This window comes from Enterobacter nematophilus (assembly GCF_026344075.1).
Classification (GTDB): domain Bacteria; phylum Pseudomonadota; class Gammaproteobacteria; order Enterobacterales; family Enterobacteriaceae; genus Enterobacter; species Enterobacter nematophilus.
Genome location: NZ_JAPKNE010000001.1, coordinates 873,384 through 889,167, shown reverse-complemented (window position 1 = coordinate 889,167; position 15,784 = coordinate 873,384). Strand labels below are relative to the sequence as shown.

14 protein-coding genes and 1 pseudogene are annotated in these 15,784 nt (G+C 60.5%); 9 read left to right on the top strand and 6 right to left on the bottom strand.

Annotation, left to right across the window (positions count from 1 at the left end; genetic code table 11):
• Nucleotides 1-48: 48 nt before the first annotated feature.
• A complete protein-coding gene (locus OSH03_RS04275; protein WP_151412848.1) occupies nt 49-915 on the bottom strand; it encodes an AraC family transcriptional regulator in 867 nt (288 codons plus the stop codon).
• 229 nt (nt 916-1,144) lie between these two features.
• Between OSH03_RS04275 and OSH03_RS04270 the strand changes: the two genes are divergently transcribed.
• The 4 genes from OSH03_RS04270 to OSH03_RS04255 are packed head-to-tail and all read left to right on the top strand — an operon-like array spanning nt 1,145 to nt 6,059.
• The gene (locus OSH03_RS04270; protein ID WP_266178354.1) at nt 1,145-2,983 is read left to right on the top strand and encodes a DUF2264 domain-containing protein; all 1,839 of its coding nucleotides are present in this window, start codon (nt 1,145-1,147) and stop codon (nt 2,981-2,983) included.
• Nucleotides 2,980-4,260, top strand: coding sequence for an oligosaccharide MFS transporter (locus OSH03_RS04265; RefSeq protein ID WP_266178353.1), 1,281 nt, complete (start codon nt 2,980-2,982; stop codon nt 4,258-4,260). Before OSH03_RS04270 ends, OSH03_RS04265 begins: the two co-directional genes overlap by 4 nt.
• A gap of 13 nt (nt 4,261-4,273) precedes the next feature.
• Complete coding sequence (locus OSH03_RS04260) at nt 4,274-5,464, top strand: glycoside hydrolase family 88 protein (RefSeq protein WP_266178352.1); 1,191 nt, start codon at nt 4,274-4,276, stop codon at nt 5,462-5,464.
• 22 nt (nt 5,465-5,486) lie between these two features.
• A complete protein-coding gene (locus tag OSH03_RS04255; RefSeq protein ID WP_266178351.1) occupies nt 5,487-6,059 on the top strand; it encodes a DJ-1 family glyoxalase III in 573 nt (190 codons plus the stop codon).
• Between the two features lie 63 nt (nt 6,060-6,122).
• Here OSH03_RS04255 and OSH03_RS04250 read toward each other — a convergent pair whose 3' ends face one another.
• The 3 genes from OSH03_RS04250 to hpxO are packed head-to-tail and all read right to left on the bottom strand — an operon-like array spanning nt 6,123 to nt 9,274.
• Nucleotides 6,123-7,058: a PDR/VanB family oxidoreductase gene (locus tag OSH03_RS04250; protein ID WP_266178350.1), complete on the bottom strand. Its 936-nt coding sequence runs from the start codon at nt 7,056-7,058 to the stop codon at nt 6,123-6,125.
• A gap of 11 nt (nt 7,059-7,069) precedes the next feature.
• Nucleotides 7,070-8,104, bottom strand: coding sequence for a molybdenum cofactor-independent xanthine hydroxylase subunit HpxD (gene hpxD, locus OSH03_RS04245; RefSeq protein WP_266178349.1), 1,035 nt, complete (start codon nt 8,102-8,104; stop codon nt 7,070-7,072).
• A 15-nt stretch (nt 8,105-8,119) separates the two neighbouring features.
• Nucleotides 8,120-9,274 (bottom strand): FAD-dependent urate hydroxylase HpxO, encoded by a 1,155-nt coding sequence (gene hpxO / locus OSH03_RS04240; protein ID WP_266178348.1) that lies wholly within the window; start codon nt 9,272-9,274, stop codon nt 8,120-8,122.
• 239 nt (nt 9,275-9,513) lie between these two features.
• Between hpxO and uraD the strand changes: the two genes are divergently transcribed.
• Both uraD and uraH read left to right on the top strand, forming a co-directional pair.
• Entirely contained in the window at nt 9,514-10,014 is a 501-nt protein-coding gene (gene uraD / locus OSH03_RS04235) for a 2-oxo-4-hydroxy-4-carboxy-5-ureidoimidazoline decarboxylase (protein WP_266178347.1), read from the top strand.
• Complete coding sequence (uraH, locus tag OSH03_RS04230) at nt 10,011-10,334, top strand: hydroxyisourate hydrolase (protein ID WP_266178346.1); 324 nt, start codon at nt 10,011-10,013, stop codon at nt 10,332-10,334. The genes uraD and uraH overlap by 4 nt, the downstream gene beginning before the upstream one ends.
• On the opposite strand, the gene guaD is transcribed toward uraH, so the two are convergent.
• Nucleotides 10,314-11,630 carry a guanine deaminase gene (guaD, locus tag OSH03_RS04225; protein ID WP_266178345.1) on the bottom strand — a complete coding sequence of 439 codons (1,317 nt, stop codon included), beginning with the start codon at nt 11,628-11,630 and terminating at the stop codon, nt 10,314-10,316. The two genes, uraH and guaD, sit on opposite strands and share 21 nt — an antisense overlap.
• Nucleotides 11,631-11,732: 102 nt before the next feature.
• Nucleotides 11,733-13,229, bottom strand: coding sequence for an NCS1 family nucleobase:cation symporter-1 (locus tag OSH03_RS04220; RefSeq protein ID WP_151412853.1), 1,497 nt, complete (start codon nt 13,227-13,229; stop codon nt 11,733-11,735).
• Between the two features lie 144 nt (nt 13,230-13,373).
• On the opposite strand from OSH03_RS04220, the gene OSH03_RS04215 reads away from it, so the two are divergent.
• The 3 genes and pseudogenes from OSH03_RS04215 to puuE all read left to right on the top strand — a co-directional run bounded on the left by OSH03_RS04215 (nt 13,374) and on the right by puuE (nt 15,781).
• Complete coding sequence (locus OSH03_RS04215; protein ID WP_266178344.1) at nt 13,374-14,090, top strand: GntR family transcriptional regulator; 717 nt, start codon at nt 13,374-13,376, stop codon at nt 14,088-14,090.
• A pseudogene (locus tag OSH03_RS04210) lies at nt 14,090-14,961 on the top strand (aspartate/glutamate racemase family protein); the annotation flags it as partial. The gene OSH03_RS04215 and the pseudogene OSH03_RS04210, both read left to right, overlap by 1 nt.
• Nucleotides 14,882-15,781 carry an allantoinase PuuE gene (puuE, locus tag OSH03_RS04205; protein WP_266178636.1) on the top strand — a complete coding sequence of 300 codons (900 nt, stop codon included), beginning with the start codon at nt 14,882-14,884 and terminating at the stop codon, nt 15,779-15,781. The pseudogene OSH03_RS04210 and the gene puuE, both read left to right, overlap by 80 nt.
• Nucleotides 15,782-15,784: the final 3 nt, after the last annotated feature.

Sequence of the window (15,784 nt, the reverse complement as noted above, 5' to 3'; positions counted from 1 at the left end):
CTGGGTTTTTTTATGCGCAGAAAACCCCTTTCGATCTGTTAATGACGTTCAAATACGCGAACAGGACGTTCTGGCGCTGAGGATACTGCGCCGATACTGCAGTGGCGTCTGGCGCATCATCTTTTTAAAGCAGGTAATGTAATAGGTTACCTCACTAAACCCGACGGCCAGGGCAATGGCGTCAATAGGCTCATCGCTGTACCGTAACAAATCGCAGCTGCTTTTTATCCGCCGGGTCAGCAAATATTCGTGGATGGTACCGCCGGTCTGCTGGCGGAAAATTCGTGAGGTATAGCTGCGCGAAAGCCCCAGGTCGTGGGCCAGCTGGTCGAGCGAAAACTTGCGGGCATAGTGGGCTTCGACCCAGCTCATAATCCGCGAGGCGACGGTCTGCTGGCGCGGCGGGTAGGGCTGCGGCTGTTCGGGCAGAAACGTCATGAGCTGCATCACCAGAAATGCCACCTCACAGGCCTCGGTCTGTTCGTAGCCCTCCAGGCGCTGAAACTGTTCAAGGATCCTCTCGATAAACGCCGCATGTTCGCTGAGATCGTAAATCTGTGCTGGCAGATTGCTGGCGGCCAGCGCGGCGAACCGGGCCTGATGGCGAGGGAAGGCGCCGAGTGCACTTTCGACGACCGATTGCTCAATGTGCATGGTCGTGCGGTGGTAGGGATTCTTATCGCTATGATCGACCTGCACTTTGTGCAAACGGAAGGGCGGGAAGATAAATAATCGCCCCGGACGGGCGGTGTAGTGCTGATTATCCACCACCACGATGCCGTAGCCGCTGGAAATATAGAGCAATTCAACGCACTGATGCCAGTGGTAGTAAATCGCGCTGGTGGTGTACATGCGGTTAAAAGAAATGGCCTGCCGATCGAGCGTTATGCGTTCCAGCAGTTGCGTTTCACCCATTTTGCCTCCAGGACAACGGATTTAAATTTTTAGGCCATCATTTGTAATTTATCCCCCTCCCGATCGACAAAATCCAGCAAAAATGAAATAGCGGTTTAATTTTGTGAGTCTGCTCACTCAGCGCCGGGAATAAAAGCAGTTACTCTTCATTCAGACGTCGCACGTGTGGCTTTAAAAAAGCCAAATAACAATAACTTATCTCTACCCTCGTGTAATGCGGGAGGACCCTGTGCAACCTGAAAACATTCATCTGGATAATCCACTGACAAGCCGGGAAGAGGTGCAACGGCTGGTCAACGACATGCTGAACGCGGTGGCGCCCTTTTTTAAAAAAGACGCCAGCCGTATTGATTTAGCGAACTTTACCGCTCACTACGGCCAGCAGGTCGCGAGCATGGAAACCTTTTCCCGCCTGCTGTGGGGGGTGACGCCGCTGTTGGCTGGCGGCAGCGAGCCGCAGCACTTCTCTTTCTATATACAGGCGATAAAAAACGGCACCAATCCTCAGCATGCCGATTACTGGGGCGACGTGGCGCCTTACGATCAGCGAATTGTCGAGATGGCGGCCTACGGGCTGCTGCTGGCGCTGGCGGATGAAACCGTACTGGCGCACTTCACCGAGACGGAGAAAGAGAATTTATGGCGCTGGCTAAAGCAGTGCGAGACTCAGGAGATCCCCGATAACAACTGGCACTTCTTTCCGATTCTGGTGCAGGTCGGCTTCCATTATTGCGGCATGCCAACTAACCCGCAGGCGCTGGAAGATCATTTTGCTGCCATGGAGCATTACTACCTCGGCGATGGCTGGTACTCCGATGGTCCGGGCCGGCCGCGCGACTATTACATCTCGATGGGCTTTCATTTCTATGGCCTGATTTACGCGAAGCTCATGGCCGGGGTCGATCCACAGCGCTGTGCAACGCTGCATGACCGGGCCGCGCGTTTCTCCTCTGACTTCATCCATTTCTTTGCCGAAGACGGCGCGGCGATCCCGTTTGGCCGTAGCCTGACCTACCGCTTTGCCGAGGCGGCGTTCTGGAGTGCGGCGGCCTTCGCCGGGCTGGAGGTCTTTTCGCCTGGCGTGATGAAGGGCATCGTTCTGCGCCATCTGCGCTGGTGGCTGAAGCAACCGATGTTCGACCGCGACGGCGTGCTGAGCGTCGGCTACAGCTATCCGAACCTGGCGATGGCGGAAGACTACAACGCGCCGGGTTCGCCATACTGGGGCCTGAAGACCCTGCTGGTGCTGGCATTAGATGAGGGCAATGCCTTCTGGCAGGCGGCCGAGTTGCCGCTGCCGCCGTTGCCCTCGCAGCACACGATAGCCCACGCGGATCAGGTGGTGGTGCATCAGGCCGATCACCTGTGGATGCTGACGTTCGGCCAGATGGAGCTGAACAACTTCGTCAATACCGAAGCGAAATACTGCAAATTTGCCTATTCCACCCGCTTTGGCTTCACCATCGAACGCGGGCGCTACGGCCTGAACCATGCCGCGCCCGATTCGATGCTGCTGCTGGCCGAAAAGGATAACTACTGGCGTGGCCGCCGCGAATGCCAGCGCGTGGTCACCGCTGACGGCACCATTTACAGCCGCTGGCTGCCGTGGCGCGATGTAGTCATTGAAAGCTGGCTGCTGGCGCTGGGCGACTGGCAGCTGCGCGTCCATCGTATCAATACCCGGCGCGCGCTGGACTGCGCGGAGGGTGGCTTTAGCCTGGCGAACCGCCCGCAGCCGCAGGTACACGAGAGTGACGGTGCCTGCTGGTTACGCAATGTCCGGGATGTCTCTGCCATTTTCTGTTTACATCCGCACGCCCGCCGCGGCGAGACGGTGTTGACGCCGCCAAACAGTAATCTGCTGTTCGCCGAGCGCGCGGCGGTGCCAGTGCTGCGCGGTGAACTCGACCCCGGCAAGCATGTGTTAATCAGCGCGGTGTGGGCGGGAAATGCCGCCGACTTTGACCCGCAACGCTGCCCACAGGCCATCATTAGCGATGACGCGGTACGCTTCGTGACGGCACGACAAGAAACAACGCTCGTTCTGGCCCCGGAGGCATCGCTATGAGCACATCATCGTCCGTACGCGCCGCACAGTACAAAATGAGTACCTTTATTTTTCTTTACTTCTTCACCTGGTCATCCAGCTTTGGCCTGTACGCCTTATGGCTGAGCCAGAAAGTGGGTCTCGATAGCGTCACCATCGGCAGCGTGTTCGCTATTAACGGCGTCTTCGCGGTGGTCCTGAAGCCGGTGTACGGCTACATCATGGACAAAATCGGCATGAGCAAGTGGTTGCTCTATTTTGTCTGCGCCATCTCTGCGCTGATGGCGCCGTTCTTCGCGCTGGTGTACCAGCCGCTGCTGCAAAGCCATGCGATGGCGGGGATTATCATCGGCGCGCTGTATCTGAGCCTGGGCTGGTACGCCGGCGTGGCGGCGTCTGAATCTTACGCCGACCGCTTTAGCCGCCTGTACGGGCTGGAGTTTGGCCGCATCAGAATGTGGGGTTCACTGGGCTGGGCGATGGCGGCTTCAGTCTCAGGTCTGTTGTTTAACGTCACGCCGCTGGCCAACTTTCTGCTCAGCAGCGGTACCTCGGTACTGATGCTGCTGGTGCTGATGAGCCTCAAAATCGGCGACGAGCAGCTGCGCAATAACAGCGTCATCTCCGCCAATAAGATCGTTTTTGCCGACGTGCTGATGCTGCTGAAAAACCGCAAATTCTGGATGTTTAGCCTCTACGTTGCCGGGGTGGCGTGGATGATGTTTATCGCCGAGCAGCAGTTCCCGCGCTACTTCGTGTCGTTCTTCGTCACCAAAGAGCAGGGTAATGCCTGGTACGGCTACCTGAGCACCGTCCAGTCGGGGATGGAGTTCGTGATGATGATGTTTATCCCGTGGCTGGTGAACCACTACGGCGCGAAGCGCGGCCTGCTGTTCTGCGGCTGCGTGGTAGGAGCACGGCTGATCGCATCCGGGCTGACCAGCGACCCGATTGTTATCTCCATCATCAAACCGTTTTATGGCGTCGAGATCGCGCTGCTGCTGATTTCGGTCTTCAAATACATCGCCGAACATTTCCATCGTCGGGTTAACGCCACGATGTACCTGCTGGGCTACCAGGCGATGATTTATGTGGGCTCGATTGTGGTCGCCCCGCCTGCCGGCTACCTGTACGACAGGATAGGCTTTGAGCATACCTATCTGCTAATGGGTTGCTGCGCCCTGATATTTACGCTGATTTCCGCCTTTACGCTGTCGCGCTGCCAGTCGACGCGCGATGTCTCACGACCCTTTGCTCCGGCTTTAGATACCGCCCCGGTTGAACCGGCCAAACATTAACTCAGGAGTTGTTATGACCAAATCTGTTATCACCGAAGCGCTGCGGCCGATCGAACTGCATCAGGTCGATCGCCTGGCGCTGAGCCAGAAGCTGGAAGCGGCCTTAACCCGCGTCACGCGCAAGCTAGACAAGAATATTGTCGCCTTCGGCGATAAGTTCCCCGGCGAAGCCTGTGAGAAGGGGGTCTGGCCGCGCACCGATAACGTGGAATGGACCACCAGCTTTTGGCCTGGCCAGCTTTGGCTGGCGTGGGAGATGACCGGCAAAGCGCATTACCGCAAAGCCGCCGAGCGCTATTTACCGTCGTTCGCCCGGCGTATTGAGCAGCGTATCGACACCGCCACGCACGATCTCGGGTTTCTCTATTCGCTCTCCTGCATCAGCGCCTGGCGGCTCACCGGTAACGAAGCCGCTCGCCGGTCGGCGCTGCTGGCAGCCGAGCGCCTGATGGAGCGTTTTAACCCAACGGCCAGCATTATTCAGGCGTGGGGTGATTTAAACGACCCGGAGCAGCAGGGGCGAATGATCATCGACTGCAATATGAACCTGCCGCTGCTGTACTGGGCCAGCGAACAGACCGGGGATCCGCGCTATGCGCAGGCGGCGACGGCTCACGCCGGACAGGCAGCGAACTATATCGTGCGTGAGGATGCCTCGACGTACCACACTTACTATATGGATGTGCAGAAGGGTGAGCCGCGCTTTGGCAACACCCATCAGGGCTACAGCGATACCTCGTGCTGGTCGCGCGGCCAGGCATGGGGCATTTACGGCTTTCTGCTCAGCTATCAGCAAACCGGCGATAAGCAGATGGTTGAGTTGTCGCGCAGCCTGGCGCATTACTTCCTCAACCGCCTGCCGGAAGATGATGTTTGCCACTGGGATCTGGCGCTGCTCGGCACCGACGCCGTGCGCGACAGTTCAGCGGCGGCGATTGCCGCCTGTGGCCTGCTGGAGCTGGTCAAGGCGCTGCCGACGCTCGACGCACACCGCGCGTATTATGAAGAGATGGCGCTGCGTATTGCGCAGTCGCTGACCGATAACTACCTTGCTCACGACGACGATCCGACCGAAGGGCTGCTGCAGCACTCGGTTTATCATATGGGCAGCGGTAAGGGCGTCGATCAGTGCTGTAGCTGGGGAGACTATTTCTATCTTGAGCTGCTGGCGCGGCTGCGACAGATTTGGCATCCGTACTGGTAACCCTTAAGCAATGGAGAGCAAGATGAAAAGCGTAGCCGTGCTACTAGCCCCCGGTTTTGAAGAGGGGGAAGCGATTGTCACTGTCGATATCCTGCGCCGCCTGAATATTAAGGTGCAGACGATTGCCTGCGGCGAGAGTCGCGAAGTGGTGAGCTATCACGCCATCTCTGTGATGGCGGACAGCACTTTGCAGGCCAGCCTCGACCGGACCTTTGACGCCGTGGTGTTACCGGGGGGCCCGGAAGGCAGCGTCAACCTGGCGAAAAGCGCGGAGGTGATTGCCTTCGTTCGCCGCCATGATGAAGCGGGAAAATATATCTGCCCGATCTGCTCCGCCGCCGCCCGCGTGCTGGGTGGCAATGGACTGCTGAAGGGGCGTCGCTATGTCTGTTCCGGCGATTTGTGGAAAACAATCAGCGATGGCATGTACGTCGATGCCGACGTGGTGGAGGACGGCAATCTGCTGAGCGGCCGTGGGCTGGGTAAAGTATTTGATTTCGCCTTTACCCTGGCGGCGCGATTACAGGGCGATGAAGCGTTGGCGCGCGAGCAGGCCAGCCATATTGATTATGCGTGGCCGCCGGGACGCGTCTGATAACAAAGCGTTGCTGGCACATCTGAAAAACCTCCGGCTATGCCGGAGGATAGTTATTTCGTTTTACAGCCCAATCACCAGCTCCCTGGAGTGACTCCGCGAACAGCAGAGCGCCACCTGCTGGTTAGCCGCGCTTTTTTCTGCATCCGACTGCACGCTATCCCTGTGGTCCACCACGCCGTCAATCACCGGCGTCAGGCAGGCGCCGCAGATCCCCATTTCGCAGGACAGCGGCACGTCCACGCCGTTTTCCTGTAATACCTGAGCGATGGTCTTATCCGCAGGCACCGGCCAGCGCTCGCCGGTGGAGGCAAGTTTGACGGTAAAAATCTCGCCCGCGTCACCCGCGGCAGGAGGGGCTACAGGCTGAAACGCCTCGCTGTGGATATGGGCGTCATCCCATCCCTTCGCCGCCGCCACCTCGCGTGCTTTCGCCATAAACCCCGCGGGTCCGCACATCCACGCGTGCAGCCCCGCCTCAGGCGCCGGGAGATGCTCCGCCAGCGTGATTCGTGGGCTGGTGGTATGAATAACGCAGTCAGCGCACTGCGAGAGTTCGCGCGCAAACGCCGCGCTTTCCCGGCTTCTGACGTAATAGTGCAGCGTAAACGGCGTCCCGATAGCTTTCAAATGCAGAGCCATCGCATACAGCGGCGTAATGCCAATCCCTGCCGCCAGCAGCAATACCCGCTCTGCCTGATGCAGCGGAAACAGATTGCGGGGGGCCGAGATCGAAAGCCTCTGGCCCGGACGCAGCGTTTCATGAACGTAGCGCGACCCGCCGCGCGAGGCGGCTTCCCGCCCCACGCAGATAAGATAGCTCTCCTCCCCACAATCCCCGGTCAGGGAGTACTGGCGGACCACGCCGCAGGGCAGGTGGACATCAATGTGCGCGCCGGGCTGCCACGCCGGTAGCGCGTCGCCGTTTTCGGCCACCAGCCTGACGGCGAGGCTTTTATCCCCCTCGCGCCACAGCCCGTCAACGATCGCGTTCAGCATATTGGCCTCCGTCATACCAGGAAAAATTCGCCAAAGCCCATCTTCTTCAGTCCACGGCGGTAGGCAATCGAACTCTTATCTGCCGGAATATGGGCCTCCAGAGTGAGATCCAGCGGCAGACTTTCCGGGCGCTGGGTTTCGACCATCAGGCGATCCTCTTCGAAGATGCGCAGGTTGAAGGCATACACGTCTTCCACCGGAATATGCAGATCAAAGTTGCGCGCGATAGGCGCGAACATGCGGGTCACCCGTGACGAGACGGGCGAGGCGGCGTTCATAATCACCAGCCGCGATTCACCCGGAAAATGAATCGTCAGGGTGGCGGTAAACGGCAGATGCATTTCAAAATGGCGCAGCCACTGGAACCCTTCTGGCGCCTGCACGGGTGAACTGGCGGGATAGTTGCTCACGGAACTCCAGTAATCGGCCACGAAACCGAAGGGCGTCTCCTGCGGCTGATAGTGGGGCACCAGCGGGTTATTGGGGTCGGCAAAGGTATCGGTGTGGATCCAGGCAAAGTGCGCCACGTCCAGAAACCCCTCCACCTGGCGCCCGGCGAAGCCGTTCACCTCAAACGCCGGGCAGTTGATCTGCTGAAATCCGTCGTCGTCCCAGTGCGGCATGGTGGGCAGCAATACAGGATTGTCCGGGTCGAACGCCAGGCAGGTCCAGATCAGGCCGAAGCGCTCTTCCACCGCGTAGTTAATCAGGTTCAGCTTCGCCGGAACGGGCTGGTCGGGGCTGGACGGAATACGGTTGCAGCGCCCGTCCTCCCCAAAGCGGAGGCCGTGGTAGGGGCAGATAATCCCGTGCTCGTCGTGAAAGCCGAGCGTCAGCGGCACGCCGCGGTGCGGGCAGACGTCACGGGCGACCACGACCTGGTCGTTAATTCGGTAAATTACCAGCTGTTCATTCAGCAGGGTGGCTTTGATCGGCGCCGGGCCGACGTCGCAGGCGCGCGCGACCGGATGCCAGCATTTCGCCAGACGCAGCCAGTCTTCTGGCTCAAACGTGCAGTGGGCGGGTGGAGTCGGTTCTCTTTTCATCGTTGTCCCTCTTGTTCAGCCTAACGGGCCGCCCTGAATGGTCTCGCACAGACCGTTGATAATGCGCTCTCCGGTCTCCTCTTTGAGCTCCTGATACCAGGCCTGCGTCAACGCCATGTCTTTCCCGTGGGTGACGTCGCAGCGTTTACGCGCCTTCAGCACCAGGTCACGCACACGGTCGCAGCGCAGGGCTTCGTACTGCCGCAGCGCCAGCGTAATGTTGTGGTTTTCACGCAGGCATTCGCCCAGCACCACGGCGTCCTCCATGGCCGCGCAGCCGCCCTGGCCGATATCCGGCGTGGTGCTGTGTCCGGCATCGCCGAGCAGCGCGACGCTGCCGCGCACCAGGCTGTCGAACGGCTCGATGTCATGGATTTCAATGCGGTTGGTGGTATCGGGATCCAGCGCGGCGATAAGCTTCTGCACCGGCGGTGCCCAGCCGCGGAAGTAGCCCGTGAGATCGGCGCGCAGGGTGGTGCGATCCTCCGCCAGGCCTGCGGGCAGCGGCACGTCAAAAAAGAAGTAGAAGCGTCCGCCGGAGACGGGCATCAGCGAGACGCGTTTGCCCTCGCCAACGAAGGTGGTCCACTGGTGCGCCGGGGCAATCTCTTCGTCAATTTTCACCAGCCCGTTCCAGTTCACGTAGCCGGCGTAGCGGCGCTCCGGGGTATAGCCCAGCACATACGGGCGAACCGCCGAGTGGCTGCCGTCTGCGGCAATCAGGAAATCCCCGGCTGCCGTGGTGCCGTCGGTAAAGGTCACGCTCACGCCCGCGTCGTCTTCATGAACGTGTTCCACGCGCTTGCCGAACTGCACCCTGTCGCGCCCCCAGAAGTCCAGCATTTCGCGCTGGAGTTCAGCGCGCGAGACGGGGCAGGGACGCCCGCCGGTACGCTCAACCAGCGGGGCAAGGCTAAAGCGGGTCAGGGTGTCGCCGCGCCGGTAATCCTTGTAGGCCATAAAACGCATCGGACCGCCCCAGGTCTCGATAATGTCGCCCATGCCGAGGTGCTGCATACATTTCACGCCGTTAGGCCAGATGGAGATGGCCGCCCCGACGGGCCGGATCTCTTTTACGGCTTCGAACACGGTACAGTCGATGCCCGCTTTCTTTAGCGCGACGGCGGCGCTCAGGCCGCCAATACCCGCGCCAATGACGATTGCTTTCATGCTTCTCTCCTTTTGCAGGGTGTAAAAACATTCAGCAATTTGCGTACCAGGCTGCAGAGTGGCGAAAACAGCGTTGTGGGAGGTGGGTTTGCACTGCTAAGGTGCGCAAACGCGGTGAACATGCCTTTTTATGAATCAATAATTTCCTGTTCAGCCATACAGAATCGACTGTTTCACACCGGCCACAAGAGTGGCGCGGTTTGTGCAACAACCCGGAGGATGACAATAAAGGAGACACCATGATCGCTCTGCACGACTTCAATCATCTTCCTGAGAAAGAGGCTCTCGCGCTGCTCCATCCCTGCGTGGCGCTCCCCGGCTGGGCTGAGGTGCTGGTATGCGGTCGGCCTTACCCGAGCCGGAGTGAATTGACGATCGCGGCGCAGGCGCTGATGCAGCGCTGGGATGAGGCGGCGTTAGCGCAAGCCCTGAGCGCCCACCCGCGCATCGGCGAAAAGCCCGCGGGTGCACAGGCGGAGGCGGCGCTGTCGCGTCAGGAGCAGGGCGCGGTGAATGACCGGGACGCGGCGCTTGCGCAGGCGCTGCGCGAGGGCAACGCCCACTACGAGGCCCGCTTCGGGCGGGTGTTTCTGATCCGCGCGAAGGGCCGCAGCGGCGAGGACATTTTACAGATACTGAACGCGCGGCTGGAGAACAGCGACGCGCAGGAAGTGCAGACGGCGCTGGAACAGCTGCGGGAGATTACGCTGCTGCGGCTGGAAGGAGTAATTAGCGAATGAGCACGCTCAGCACCCATATTCTCGATATTTCGACGGGCAAACCCGCAGAGGGCGTGACGGTCCATCTGCAGCAGGACGGGAACACGCTGGCCATGGGCGTGACCAACGCGCAGGGGCGCATTGCCGCGTTCGTTTCGTCTCTGCCCGCAGGCCGCTATCGGCTGGTGGCGGAGATCGGCGCGTGGTTTCACGAAACCGGCCGGGAGACGATCTACCCCTGCGCGCAAATTGATTTTGTGACGGGAGAAACGGCAGACGAGCACTTCCATCTGCCGTTTGTGATTGCGCCCGGCGGGTGGTCAACCTACCGGGGCAGTTGACCACACCCGCTCGCCGTTGACCCAGGTCTCGCTGATGTTGCGCTCGTCGCCCAGGGTCATCAGCACGAAAAGCTGCTCGTAGATATCCTTATAGCGGCGATTGCGCAGGCGCTGCAGCGGCGTCACGTCAGGATCGATAACCACAAAATCCGCCTCTTTGCCGGGGGCGAAGTTGCCAATCTTGTCGTCCAGCCTGAGGGCGTGCGCGCCGCCCAGCGTGGCGTGATAAAACGCCTCGCTGGCGCGCAGGCGGTAGCTCTGAAGCTGGCCGACCTTGTAGGCTTCTCCCAGGGTGCGCAGCATGCTGAAGGTGGTGCCCGCGCCGACGTCGGTGCCGATGCCCATCCGCACCCTGTGCTGCCAGCAGGCGGGCAGGCGAAACAGCCCGCTGCCGAGAAACAGGTTCGAGGTGGGGCAAAACGCCACCGCCGAACCGGTGTCGTGCAGGCACTGCCACTCGCTGTGGTGGAGATGAATCGCGTGGGCAAACACGCTGCGCTCGCCGGTCAGGCCGTAGTGGTGATACACGTCCAGATAGCGCTCGTGCTCCGGCCAGAGATCGTTCACCCAGGCCACTTCGTTTGGGTTTTCGCTGAGATGGGTCTGCAGCCAGGTATCCGGGAACTCCTCTCTGAGCAGGCTGACCGCGGCGAGCAGCTCGGGTGAGGACGTTGGGGCAAAGCGCGGCGTAATGGCATACCCCAGCCGCCCCCGTTGATGCCAGCGCTGGATCAGCTCCCGCGTCTGCCGGTAGCTCTGCTTTGCGTCTTCGCTCAGGTAGTCCGGCGCGTGCCGGTCCATCATCACCTTCCCGGCGATAAGGCGCATGTTGAGGCGCAGGGCCTCGGTAAACAGCGCCTCGACCGATTCCGGATGCAGCGTGCAAAACACCAGCGCGGTGGTGGTGCCGTTACTCACCAGCTGGTTAATGAAAAATTCGGCGATCTCCTTCGCGTAGGCTTCATCGGCAAACTGGCTCTCCACCGGGAAGGTGTAGGTGGTTAGCCACTCAAGCAGCTGTTCGCCAAAGGCGCCGATCATCTCCGTTTGCGGATAATGGACGTGGGTGTCGACAAAACCGGGCAGCAGCAGCCTGCCGCGCAGGTCGGTGTAGCCTTTATGAGGGGCAAGATACTGCTCGCCCTCCTGCCACGCCGTGTGCGCCAGAATTTTACCGTTCTGGATAAACAGCAGCCCGTCCTCAAGGTAGCGCGCGTGTTGGGCGATCGCGTCTGCGCTGTCGCAGACCTGGGCGATATCGAAAAATGCACCGCGTATCGCAGTCTGGTATTCCATCGTGGGTCCTGCCTTAGTGTTTGCGTAGCGGGGTGAAAAGGCTCAGCAAGAACGGTGCCAGATTGAACGGGCCGCAGATAAACTGCGGCCGGAGGGAGGGGGTTACTCTTTTTGCGTTGCCACGCGGGAGCTGAACGAGGCCGCGCCTGCAGTCTCGCGCTCTTCCCGCGCCAGCCAGCGGTAGGTCACGCCGCCGAGGAAGACGCCGATAAACCAGCTGAAGTTTGCCACCTCATGCAGGGCCGGGATAAAGCCAATCACCAGCCCCACGGCAACGGACGGGATCAGCGCGCCAATGGCCTTCGGGTTAAAGCCGTTGCGGTACCAGTATTTGCCCTTTGGCGTGTCGTCGAACAGATCGTCTACCGACACCTTGCCGCGCTTAATCAGGTAGAAATCGGCAATCAGAATGCCGAACAGCGGCCCGATAAACGCCCCAAGCACGTCCAGGGTGTAGTGGATAAGCTCCGGCGAATTGAACAGGTTCCACGGGGTGAGCAGGATCGAGCCGACGGCGGCAATCATCCCCCCGGTGCGGAAGCTGATCTTCTGCGGCGAGCAGTTAGAGAAATCAAACGCCGGTGAGACAAAGTTCGCGACGATATTGATCCCGATGGTGGCGGTGATCATGGTCAGCAGGCCAATCGCCACGGCCAGATCGTTACCCACGCGGCTGACGGTTTCGATCGGGTCGGTGATCATGCGGCCAAACAGCGACTGGGTGCCGGAGACAATCACCACGGTGACGATGGAGAACAGCAGGAAGTTAAACGGCAGCCCCCAGCGGTTGCCGCGACGGATCTCGCCCATGCTTTTGCCGTAGCGGGAGAAGTCGCCAAAGTTGAGCAGCGGGCCGGAGAAGTAGGAGACCACCAGCGCGGTCGCGGTGATCATCTGCCAGGTCTGCTCGCCCGCGCTCAGGGATTTGCTGGCGAGGGTAAAGGAGATCCCGTCAAAGCCGGTCTTGTATACAATCCAGCCCGCGAGGGCCAGCATCACCACATAGACCGCCGGACCGGCGATATCAATAAAGCGCTTGATGGCGCTCATGCCGTGCCAGAAGACCATCGCCTGAAGGACCCACATGATAGCAAAGCAGATCCAGCCCAGCGGCGACAGGCCCAGGAAGGCACCGGTGGTAAGGCTCGCCAGAGAAGGCCAGAACTTAAGCACTACCAGCATCAGGGCGTTGGCGGCAAGCCAGGTCTGGATGCCGTACCACGCAAAGGCGATAAGCCCGCGGATCACCGCCGGAATATTGGCCCCGAAGACGCCAAACGCCTGGCGGCTGATCACCGCGTAGGGCACGCCCGCCATCTGGCTCGGTTTTGCGACCAGGTTGGCGCACAGCTGCACAATGCAGATCCCCACCAGCAGGCAGAGCAGCACCTGCCAGCTTGCCAGCCCGAGCGTAAAGAAGCTCGCGGCAACAACGTAACCCCCCATGCTGTGAACGTCCGACATCCAGAAAGAAAAGATGTTGTACCAGCTCCAGTTCTGGTCACGCGTTGGTGCCAGATCCTCATTGCAAAGACGTGGGCTGTAAACCGCACCGGAATCAGCGGCCGTACCCTGCTGTGCGTTTTGACTGTTTGGCATGAATCCTGCTCCTGTTAATGAAAACCCGTTGAGTGGGAGTGCAAACGGTATTGCAGGATCCAGGCCAAAATAATAAATCTTGTATGCAATATTTTATTTTTATGTATACGATTCGCTAACGAAAGGTAAAAGATGGAGTGGTAAATGAACATCGTAAACGCCCTGCAGACCGCGCCAGACCTGCATGACAAAGACGAATCGATCTTTCAGGCGCTGATGACCGCGATTGTCGAGCATCAGCTGCTGCCGGGAAGCAAATTGCCGGAAGAGGCGCTGGCCGAGGTGTTTGGCGTGAGCCGCACGGGCATTCGCAAGGTGCTTCAGCGACTCGCCGCTGTGCAAATGGTCACCTTAACGCCCAAGCGTGGTGCACACGTTGCCAGCCCGACGGTCGAAGAGGCGCGGCACATCTTCCGCACCCGCGCCCTGCTGGAGGTCGCCAACCTGCCGGACGTGCTTGCCCGCTGCCAGCCGCCGCACCTTGCCGCGCTGGAGGCCATTATTCGCCAGGAGCAGCAGGCGCACGAGGCGTACGACGGCCCGGCGGCAATTCGCCACTCCGCCAATTTCCACATTCAGCTGCAGGCCATCTCCGGCAACCAGGTGCTGACGGAGATGGTGACAGGCCTGAGCCAGCGCTCCTCGCTGGTGATTGCTACCTGGGGCGCGCCGTGGCGCCAGGGCTGCCGCTGCAACGACCACGAACAGCTGGTGGATCTGCTGCGTCAGAAGGCGCTGCAGCCGCTGAGCGATGCCCTAATGCACCATTTTGAACATATCGTTGCCAGCCTCTGCTTCGAGCGGGCGGGCGAGTGCCTGCCTGATTTTGCCCGGCTGTTTGCCGGCCACAAGGAGTCGTAATGTCATCTGTCTGTATACAAGTCATTAACCCCAACACCAGCCTCGCGATTACGGAAACCATCGGCGCGGCGGCCCGCGCGGTGGCGGCGCCGGGCACGGAGATCCTCGCGGTCTGCCCCAGCGCGGGCGTGCCGTCTATCGAGGGCCACTTTGATGAAGCCATCGCCGCCGTGGGGGTACTCGAACAGGTCAGGCTCGGGAGAGAGCAGGGCGTGCACGGTCACGTCATCGCCTGCTTTGGCGATCCGGGCCTGCTGGCGGCGCGCGAGCTGGCGCAGGGGCCGGTAGTCGGCATTGCGGAAGCCGCCATGCATATGGCGACGCTGGTGGCGACGCGCTTTTCGGTGGTCACCACGCTGCCGCGCACGCTGATTATTGCCCGCCATCTGCTGCACCAGTACGGCTTTCAGGACAAGTGCGCGGCGCTGCACGCCATCGATCTCCCGGTGCTGGCGCTGGAAGACGGCAGCGGTCTGGCGCAGGAGAAGGTGCGCGCGCGCTGTATACAGGCGCTGAAGGAGGACGGCTGCGGCGCCATCGTGCTGGGCTGCGGCGGCATGGCGACCCTGGCGCACGAGCTGACCCGCGAGCTGCGCGTGCCGGTTATCGACGGCGTCAGCGCGGCGGTGAAGATGGTGGAGTCGCTGGTGGCGCTGGGGCTCTCGACCAGCAAGCACGGGGATCTGGCCTTCCCGGAGAAAAAAGCGTTAAGCGGACATTTTCAGGCACTGAATCCATTTTAATTTTTGGGGGTGGCAATGGGGCTTTTTGAACAGGATTACCCGCGCGATCTGCACGGCTACGCGGGCAACCCGCCGCACGCGCGGTGGCCGAATCAGGCGCGCATCGCCGTGCAGTTCGTGCTCAATTACGAAGAGGGCGCGGAAAACCACGTTCTGCACGGCGATGCCGGATCCGAGCAGTTCCTGTCGGACATCATCGGCGCGGCCAGCTATCCGGACAAACACATGTCGATGGACTCCCTCTACGAATACGGCAGCCGCGCCGGGTTCTGGCGGATCCACAGTGAATTTCAAAAGCGCGGCCTGCCGCTGACGGTCTTTGGCGTGGCGATGGCGCTGGCGCGTCACCCGGAGATCGTTGAGGCGATCAGGGCGGCGGATTACGACGTGGTCAGCCACGGCTGGCGCTGGATCCACTACCAGAACATGGACATCAGCCAGGAGCGCGAACACCTGCATAAGGCGGTGCACGTGCTGACCGACCTGTTCGGCAAGCCGCCAACGGGCTGGTACACCGGGCGCGACAGCCCCAATACCCGCCAGCTGGTGGTGGAGCACGGCGGCTTCGACTACGACAGCGACTACTACGGCGACGACCTGCCCTTCTGGACGGAAGTGGGCTGCGGCGACGGCACCCGCAAACCGCACCTGATCGTGCCCTATACGCTGGATGCGAACGATATGCGCTTTGCGACCGCGCAGGGGTTTAACACCGCCGAGCAGTTTTATACCTACCTGAAGGACAGCTTTGACGTGCTGTACGAGGAGGGGGAAAGCGCGCCGAAGATGATGTCCATCGGCATGCACTGCCGCCTGCTGGGGCGGCCGGGGCGTTTTCGCGCGCTGCAGCGGTTTCTGGATTACGTGCAGCAGCACGAGCGGGTGTGGGTCTGTACCCGCCAGCAGATTGCCGACCACTGGCGGGAGATGCATCCGTTTCAGAAGTAAGTG

Excerpts from the sequence above, each read along its gene's own strand:
- OSH03_RS04275 (WP_151412848.1), bottom strand. The coding sequence starts at position 915 with ATGGGTGAAACGCAACTGCTGGAACGCATAACGCTCGATCGGCAGGCC.
- OSH03_RS04265 (WP_266178353.1), top strand. The coding sequence starts at position 2,980 with ATGAGCACATCATCGTCCGTACGCGCCGCACAGTACAAAATGAGTACC.
- OSH03_RS04260 (WP_266178352.1), top strand. The coding sequence starts at position 4,274 with ATGACCAAATCTGTTATCACCGAAGCGCTGCGGCCGATCGAACTGCAT.
- OSH03_RS04255 (WP_266178351.1), top strand. The coding sequence starts at position 5,487 with ATGAAAAGCGTAGCCGTGCTACTAGCCCCCGGTTTTGAAGAGGGGGAA.
- OSH03_RS04250 (WP_266178350.1), bottom strand. The coding sequence starts at position 7,058 with ATGCTGAACGCGATCGTTGACGGGCTGTGGCGCGAGGGGGATAAAAGC.
- hpxD (WP_266178349.1), bottom strand. The coding sequence starts at position 8,104 with ATGAAAAGAGAACCGACTCCACCCGCCCACTGCACGTTTGAGCCAGAA.
- hpxO (WP_266178348.1), bottom strand. The coding sequence starts at position 9,274 with ATGAAAGCAATCGTCATTGGCGCGGGTATTGGCGGCCTGAGCGCCGCC.
- uraD (WP_266178347.1), top strand. The coding sequence starts at position 9,514 with ATGATCGCTCTGCACGACTTCAATCATCTTCCTGAGAAAGAGGCTCTC.
- uraH (WP_266178346.1), top strand. The coding sequence starts at position 10,011 with ATGAGCACGCTCAGCACCCATATTCTCGATATTTCGACGGGCAAACCC.
- guaD (WP_266178345.1), bottom strand. The coding sequence starts at position 11,630 with ATGGAATACCAGACTGCGATACGCGGTGCATTTTTCGATATCGCCCAG.
- OSH03_RS04220 (WP_151412853.1), bottom strand. The coding sequence starts at position 13,229 with ATGCCAAACAGTCAAAACGCACAGCAGGGTACGGCCGCTGATTCCGGT.
- OSH03_RS04215 (WP_266178344.1), top strand. The coding sequence starts at position 13,374 with ATGAACATCGTAAACGCCCTGCAGACCGCGCCAGACCTGCATGACAAA.